The following is a 7,958-nucleotide window of genomic DNA, read 5'->3' on the forward strand; positions in this document are numbered from 1 at the left end:
CACAGATATCTACCTGATCCTCGGGCTGATCATCCTGGCGCTGATTGCCTCGGGGACACAAGACATCGCCACCGACTCCCTCGCAGCGCTGAGCTACGGAGGGCGCGACAAGAGCCTCGTCAATACGATGCAGTCCTCAGGAAGCTTCGCCGGCACGCTGGTCGGTAGCGGGCTGCTCCTGGTCGTCCTGCATCGGTACGGCTGGCAGGTGGTCCTGCTCTGCCTGGCACTCTTCGTGCTGCTGGCGCTGGTACCCTTAGGGCTGGAGCGGCAGATCTCATTTGAGAAAAAAGATCCCAAGCGACGAGCCGGGATCGGTGACTTCGCCCTCTTCTTTTCCCGTAAGGGGATCTGGCGCCAAGTGCTCTTCCTCCTACTCTTCTACTCGGGACTGATGGCGATACTGCCTATGCTGCGTCCGTGGTTGGTGGACCAGGGGTTTGATATGGGCTCCATCGGCGTCCTGAGCGGACTACTCGGCACCGGGACTGCTTTTGTCAGTTCGATCGCCGCTGGCTTCATCGTCCGTCGCATCGGGATCTATCGGGCTCGGAAGTACTTTGCCACACTGATCTTGGTCGCCACACTCTACTTCCTCATACTGACACAGGTCGAGGTCAGTACGCTCCTCGTGAGTATCGGTGTGATGCTGCTGTGGGCGGCTTACGGGAGCGCAACGGTCGTTGTCTATGTCTCCTCCATGGAGACTCTGCGTGCGGGACGCGAGGGGACGGACTTCACGGTGCAGATCGTGATCACCCACCTCTGCGGTATGGGGATGGCGATCCTCGGTGGCGTGGTCGCAGACCACACCGGCTACAGTGGACTCTTTGCTCTTGCGGTACTTCTGGCGCTCATCTCACTTATCTATATACATCTTGTCTTTAAGAATGAAAAATAGCGATACCCTCCTCGAGAAGTACAATCAACCTGTCCCCCGCTACACCAGCTATCCGCCTGCCAATTTCTTCCACAGCATTGAGCCAAAGGAGTTCCTCGCTGCCGTAGAAGCATCCAATAGTGCCTCGGACAACCACGTCTCCTTCTACATCCACATCCCCTTCTGTCGCCAGCTCTGCCACTTCTGCGCCTGCAATTCCTACCCGATGGCTCGCCCGGATCGCATAGAGGCTTATGTGGAAGCGCTCCATAGAGAGATCGACCTGATCGCCACGCACCTCACACCGGGACGCAAGATCTCACAGATCCACTATGGTGGCGGCAGTCCCACTGCCATACCCGTCCACTACCTCCGCGAGCTCAATGAGCACCTCCTCTCCCTTATGGAGACGATCGACCGACCGGAGATCGCGATCGAGTGCCATCCCGGCTACCTCGATGAGCGTGCCTGGGCAGAGCTGATCGACTGTCGCTTCAGTCGCTACAGCCTCGGGGTGCAGGACTTCGACGAGGAGGTGCTCCGGATCGTCCACCGTGAGCCCCCACTCCTCCCGGTCGGCGAGATCGTGTCGATGCTGCACGATGCGGGTGCGACGGTCAATATGGATCTCCTCTTTGGCCTGCCGCACCAAACGGCGGAGAGCTTTGCGAGATCTGTCCGGATGGCGGCAGAGATCCATCCGGAGCGGATAGTCACCTTTAGCTACGGTCACGTGCCATGGGTGCATAAGCGGCAGCTGATCTTAGAGCGAGCCGGACTCCCGGAGCCGGAAGAAAAACAAGCTATGTACCACCGCGCTGCCGACATACTCCACAGCGAGGGCTACAGATCCATCGGGATGGATCACTTTGTCCTCCCATCTGACGAGCTAAGCATAGCACTCGATGAGGGACGACTGAGACGAAATTTCCAGGGGTACTGCACCCTCAGGACCACGGCACAGGTCTACGCTCTCGGCGTCACCGGCATTAGCCAGCTCGGCACCGCCTACGCGCAGAATGGGCGAGACATCACCGAGTACATCGACACCCTTAGTGCCGGGCGACTCTACACCGATAGGGGCTACCTGCTCTCTTCACAAGAGCAGATCGTCCGAGAGGTGATCGAGACGCTGATGTGCAACTACCGCCTCCGGTGGAGCGAAGTGGCTGAGCGGCTCGGCATAACTGCAGAGGAGACTATGCAGGCAGTGGTCTACGACCGTGACAAGCTGCATGAGATGGCGGCTGACGGACTGCTGAGGCTGACTCCGGAGGGGATCGAGCTGCCTATCGGCTCGCCCTACGTGCGCTACGTGGCCGCCTCACTCGATCCCCTGATGCAGCAGACGGATAAGCGCTTCTCCAAGCCGGTGTGAGCAGGCTCTTCCCTTAGTGGCAGTGGTGTCGATTATTCCTAACTTTGCTCTCAGGCTTGAACAAATTCATCGCAACAAAACCTTATGTCAGAGTATTACATACTGAATGGAAATGAGCAGCAAGGGCCACTCCCGATCGAACAGCTCAGAGGAAGAGTAACCCCGCAGACCCTTGTCTGGAGAGAGGGACTCCCCGACTGGATCCGTGCGGGCGACCTGCCCGAGCTCTCAGGAGTACTTGTCCCCGCGGGACCTGTGCCTCCACCGACTCAGGGGCAGACTGTCGGTACTAAGCCCAAGGACTATCTCGTGGAGTCGATCCTGGTGACACTCTTCTGCTGCATGGTCTTCGGGATCCTCGGGATCGTCTACTCGGTACAGGCAAATAGTGCTTTCTCGAGCGGAAATATCGCCGCAGCTAACGAATTTTCCGCCAAGGCGAAGCAGTGGGTCACCTACGGCTTCTGGTGCGGCATTGCTGTGGTGGGGGTCTACGCCATCCTGGCACTGATGGGTGCCCTGTCCAGCATTAGCCTGTCCTCCATTAGCGAGTTCTGAGATGCGCCGACGGGTAGGCCCGATCCTGATCGTTATACTCCTCGCGGGGATCGCCGTAGCCTACAAGTACCTCGACCCCGCCGTGGTGCCGATCTTCCCGAGGTGTCCCTTCCGGCTCCTCACGGGTTACCTCTGTCCGGGATGCGGTTCCCAGCGAGCGATCCATCGTCTACTCAATCTCGACATCGCCGGCGCCTGGAGGATGAATCCCCTCCTCGTCATCGCCCTACCCTACCTCCTCGCCGGGCTGATCCTACAGCCTCTGTCGCACCGCTCAGATATAGGTGCCCGACTGCGCGAGCGGCTCTACGGCTACAGGGCATCCGTTGTGGCACTCGTGGTGATCGTCCTCTTCTGGATCGGTCGCAACATCGTGGCGTGACCCATTGGAGAGGACAAATCGCTCCACTACAAGGTTTAGTGACAGATCACAAGACTATTTAACGGCAAAGATTTGGCTCAGTGACGATTATATCAGACATTTGTGACGTAATTGTTTCACTAAAACAGCAAGATCATGAAAGTCAAGAATATTCTCGTTGCCACTATGGCACTCATCGGTCTCACCCTCTTCGCATCTTCGTGCAAGGAGGATGATGAAAACATCCCCGAGAATGCTTCCCCGCTCGCCAATACCGAGTGGGAGGCGAAGGTAAAGGACAATAAGACAGACATCGACCCCATCGCCTGGGTGCTCACCTTCGATGCCAACAACCGCTTTACCATCACGAGCATGGCGGGCAATCTGGGTGCCAAAAGTCGCACCGGCACGTACATCTACAAGCACCCGAAAGCGACCCTCAGTCTCGACAAGGCGTGGGACGCACAGCCGGGAGTCCTCTCCTTTGACCTCACCAGGACCTCAGAGAATACCCTTACAGGTTACTTCTTCACCAAGAAGCTGAAGGTAGACTTCATCAAGAAGAAATAACCCATAGAGCTAAAAGCCGAAGAGAGCACCGCAGACGACTGTCTACGGTGCTCTCTTTATGGATCAAGGGGCGCATTGGGGGAATTAGTGGTATGTTTGAGACAGAAATAAATGAGCAATCACACAGATATGAACGAAAGAAACACCATCAAGCTGGTGGCGAGAGCCACCTCAGAGACCGACTGTCGCACCGAGATCAAGGTCCGGCAATTTGTATTTCATACCGATGAACCGACCAACGAAGGCGGTACCGATGAGGCGGCCAATCCCGTGGAGGTACTCCTTGGTGCCCTCGCCGGCTGCGTCAATGTTGTCGCCCATCGTGCCGCCGAGCGCATCGGCATCGAGCTGCGGAGCCTCCGTCTGACTGTCATCGGCGAGCTGGAGCCTGAGCTGGGACCTGCGATCCGGAGGATCGACATCCGTATGGAGGCAGACCTCGAGGCCGATGCCGACCAGAAGCGCCGCTGGCTGGAGATGACCGAAGCCCACTGCCCCATCGCTCAGACGCTCATCCAGGGCACCGAGGTTCACCTCGACCTGATCAAGAAGCAGCGGGACATCTGCTGCTGAGGAGGAGAGAGTGATGAGCGAGTGACCGATTATTGGTACCTTTGAGCTAAGATAATAATAGAATCTCACTCATACGACTTATGACTCATATGGCTAAGGGATCTGCTTCCAGAGAGCAGGAGAAGGAAGAGGAGGTGGTACTCGACTTCAGCACCCTCAAGTGGCAGGGTGCGCGACTCGATCCGATCAAGGAGCACTTGGTCAATCAGATCGATCTGATCTCCAAGGCACCTGGTGACAGCAGCACCCGAATCGCCCGCCTGCTCTCGCGTCGGCTGGAGATCGACGAGGACGAGCTTCTCATCACCGACGGTGGTGATGGTGCGGTTCGGCTGATCGCCGACGCACACCGCGGAGCCCGCTCACTGATCCTTCCGCCGACGGGGATGGAGTTCCGCCAGGCACTTCACCACGCAGGACACGTAGTGACGGAGGCACCCGAGGGCGCTCAGCTCTCCGACCTGGTGACGGAGGGGATCGACTTTGTCTGGCTCTCCGTGCCGAGCAATCCGGACGGTAAAGTATATCGCCACAGAGATCTCCTCTCGCTCCTCAAGAATCATCCCGACACCACGATCATCGTCGATCTCTCAATGCGGAAGTATGTCCTCGAGGAGACACTGAAGGAGTCGGACATCCAGAAGTATCCCAATCTGGTGGTGCTCTCCTCCTTCTCCCGTGCCTACAATCTCGCCGGTCTCTGCGTCGGCTATATCTGCGCCCGACCGGACTTCATCAACGGCCTTAGGGAGGACTATGTCCCGACGGGGATCAGTTCGCTTGCGCTGGAGGCGGTTCACTATGTGCTAGTGCATCCTGCTTCCTTCACGATTCCCATACGTAAGTGGCTGAGGGACGCACGACTGCTCGCCAAGGAGATCGACAAGATCGAGGGATTTGAGAGCAGGCTCAGTGATGCTCCCTTCTTCATCGTCGAGTGCAGCAGTCCCGCTCAGCAGGTGGCGGAGTTCCTGCTCAAGGAGCATCATATCCTCGTCGGTACAGCAGCCAAGGGGATAGACATCCATGGCAACGAGCTGCGCATCGCCCCCCTCCCCCATCAGGCGGAGAACGACGCCCTCATCGAGGGGCTCAGAGGCTGGGCTGAGGCAGACCACGCAACCCTCTGAGGCGACGACACTGATTTGATCATGAGTGTGCACCCCGATCGCAAGGCGAGACCTTAGGCGGATGGGGGTGTACACTTCTTTTTTATCCCATTACCATAGAGACCATGAGACATCCGGCGATCACTTTCACCCTACTTATCCTCATCCTATCGAGCTGTCGGCTCGGGGGTAAGTCGTCCGACTACCCTGCCCTGCTTCCGATGCCCGAAGAGGTGGTCTGGCAGGATGGTGGCGTGGTGCCGCTCACCAAGGGGCACACGATCGTCCTCCCCTCGTCAGATGAGCGCAACCGGGTGCTTGTCGAGGGACTCAATGCCGACCTCAGCAAGGCGGGGCTGCCAACGCTGGAGCTGACGCCGGAGTACACCTATGGGTCAGTCGTCTGTACGATAGACAAGAAGGAGCTGACCACCCCCGGTGCCTACACCCTCTCTGTCAAGCGAGGCGGCATCCGGATCACCGCTGCCGATGAGGATGGGATCGGCTACGCCATCCAGACGCTCCGCCAGCTGATCCTGCCGACAGGGATCCCTACGGTGGAGATTAAGGACAAGCCACGGCTTGAGTACCGCGGACTGATGCTCGACGAGAGCCGCCACTTCTTCGGTGTGGAGGAGGTGAAAAAGTTGCTCAATGAGATGCAGCGGTACAAGCTCAATCGGCTCCACTGGCACCTCACCGATGCCGGTGGCTGGCGCTTGGAGATCAAGAGCCGCCCACGCCTCACTGAGCGGACCGCCTATCGCACCGAGAGCGACTGGGTAAAGTGGTGGATAGAGGGCGACCGGCGCTATGCGAAGGAGGGGACGCCAGGTGCCTACGGAGGGTACTACACCCAGGAGCAGGCACGGGAGATCGTTGCCTACGCTGCCACCCGAGGGATCACGGTGATCCCGGAGATCGAGATGCCGGGGCACAGCGAGGAGGTACTGCATGCCTATCCGATGCTAAGCTGCAGCGGGCGAGCTCGCCGGGGAGAGAGTGACTTCTGCATCGGTAACCCGATGAGCTACGAGTTCCTCCGCGACGTGCTGAGCGAGGTGTACGATATCTTCCCCTCCGCCTACATCCACCTCGGCGGGGACGAGGCGGGCAAGCAGGCATGGAAGAGCTGTCCTAAGTGCCGCGAGGTAATGCGCCGTGCTAAGCTCAAGGACGTGGATGAGCTGCAGAGCTACTTCATCCACCGTATGGGCGAGATGATCGAGCAGGACGGGCGACACTTCATCGGCTGGGATGAGATCCTGGAGGGAGGTCTGGCACCGGGTGCGATCGTTATGTCCTGGAGAGGAATGGAGGGCGGACTGCGTGCCGTCCGCAGCGGGCATCAGGTGATCATGACCCCGAGTCCACAGTGCTATCTTGACTACTATCAGGAGGATCCGCTTTCAGTCGACTACGAGAGCAACGAGGGCTACTGCGACCTCGCACAGACCTACGCCCTCGACCCGGTGCCGGAGGAGCTTACCCCTGAAGAAGGTGCGCTGGTGCTGGGAGTGCAGGGAAATATGTGGACGGAGTATGTCAAGACGAATGATGCACTGGAGTATAAGATATTCCCACGCCTACTCGCCATCGCCGAGATCGGCTGGACACCGCAGCAAAAGCGGTCGTGGGAGGACTTCCGCATACGGGTCAATCGGCACATCCCACTGCTCCACAAGCGGGGCATACAGTCATATGATCTGACCAATGGACTTCGATCCGAGACCGAGGTGGACCAGAATGCCGGTCTCACCCGCGTCCGCTGGACTACGGAGCTAGATCCCTGCGAGATGAGGTACCGAGTCGATGGCAAGGTCCCCGAGATGAGTGACCCGCAGATCCGGGAGGACGAGACGATCGAGGTGCGGGACAGCGCCGACATCGTGGTCCGGCAGTTCCGCGACGGTGAGCCGGTAGGCGACCCCGTCACGCTGCGGGTAGACCACCACCGCGCCATCGGCAAGCCGATCCTGTGGGAGACGCTCGTGGAGGGCAAGTACGACGGTGGGGGCTTTGAGACCGTCCTGACGGATGGCTACCGTGGGTCAGTCTCCTTTGGCGACGGACGCTGGTACGGCAACATCGTCACCCCATCCAATATCGGTATACTCGACATGGGCGAGGAGACGCTGATCAGTAAGGTCTCCACCCGCTGCATGCACAATACGATCCCCGGGATCTACGCCCCCGAGTGGGTAGAGCTCTCCGTCAGCAACGACGGCGAGGAGTGGACGGTGGTGGATCGCATCGAGTCCACGCTTGACCCGGCGGACCGGAAGCTCCACTTCGAGACCTTCACCTTCTACCCCCGCACCACCTGCCGCTACCTTAGGATCCGGTACGAGGAGGCGCAGCGTGGGCGATTCCTCTTCGCAGATGAGCTGGTCGTCTGGTAAAATGAGCGGACCATGTGAGTACCTTAAGACTTGAGACTACCGACTTTTTTCCTAAATTTGCTCCAGAATAAAACTACAAAACTTATATACAAAATCAATCAACACATGAGTAACCACTTTCTTACCC

Annotated in this window: 8 protein-coding genes; all 8 read left to right on the top strand. The window is 58.5% G+C overall.

Annotation, left to right across the window (positions count from 1 at the left end; translation table 11 throughout):
* The coding region (locus Q0F21_RS03975; protein WP_297237614.1) for an MFS transporter at window positions 1-901 on the top strand (901 nt) is incomplete at its 5' end.
* On the top strand, window positions 891-2,258 hold the full coding sequence (hemN, locus tag Q0F21_RS03980; protein ID WP_297237616.1) for an oxygen-independent coproporphyrinogen III oxidase: 1,368 nt from the start codon (window positions 891-893) through the stop codon (window positions 2,256-2,258). The genes Q0F21_RS03975 and hemN, both read left to right, overlap by 11 nt.
* Before the next feature lie 84 nt (window positions 2,259-2,342).
* A complete protein-coding gene (locus Q0F21_RS03985; protein WP_297237617.1) occupies window positions 2,343-2,816 on the top strand; it encodes a CD225/dispanin family protein in 474 nt (157 codons plus the stop codon).
* A 1-nt stretch (window position 2,817) separates the two neighbouring features.
* Complete coding sequence (locus Q0F21_RS03990; RefSeq protein ID WP_297237619.1) at window positions 2,818-3,198, top strand: DUF2752 domain-containing protein; 381 nt, start codon at window positions 2,818-2,820, stop codon at window positions 3,196-3,198.
* Window positions 3,199-3,333: 135 nt separating this feature from the next.
* Complete coding sequence (locus Q0F21_RS03995) at window positions 3,334-3,747, top strand: hypothetical protein (RefSeq protein ID WP_297237621.1); 414 nt, start codon at window positions 3,334-3,336, stop codon at window positions 3,745-3,747.
* Window positions 3,748-3,876: 129 nt separating this feature from the next.
* Window positions 3,877-4,320 (top strand): OsmC family protein, encoded by a 444-nt coding sequence (locus Q0F21_RS04000; protein ID WP_297237623.1) that lies wholly within the window; start codon window positions 3,877-3,879, stop codon window positions 4,318-4,320.
* A gap of 80 nt (window positions 4,321-4,400) precedes the next feature.
* Window positions 4,401-5,450, top strand: coding sequence for an aminotransferase class I/II-fold pyridoxal phosphate-dependent enzyme (locus tag Q0F21_RS04005; protein ID WP_297237624.1), 1,050 nt, complete (start codon window positions 4,401-4,403; stop codon window positions 5,448-5,450).
* A 104-nt stretch (window positions 5,451-5,554) separates the two neighbouring features.
* Window positions 5,555-7,831, top strand: a complete 2,277-nt coding sequence (locus Q0F21_RS04010) for a family 20 glycosylhydrolase (RefSeq protein WP_297237626.1) — start codon at window positions 5,555-5,557, stop codon at window positions 7,829-7,831.
* The last annotated feature ends 127 nt before the right edge of the window (window positions 7,832-7,958 follow it).

The sequence above is a fragment of the uncultured Porphyromonas sp. genome, from assembly GCF_934359325.1.
In the GTDB taxonomy this organism is placed as follows: Bacteria; Bacteroidota; Bacteroidia; order Bacteroidales; family Porphyromonadaceae; genus Porphyromonas_A.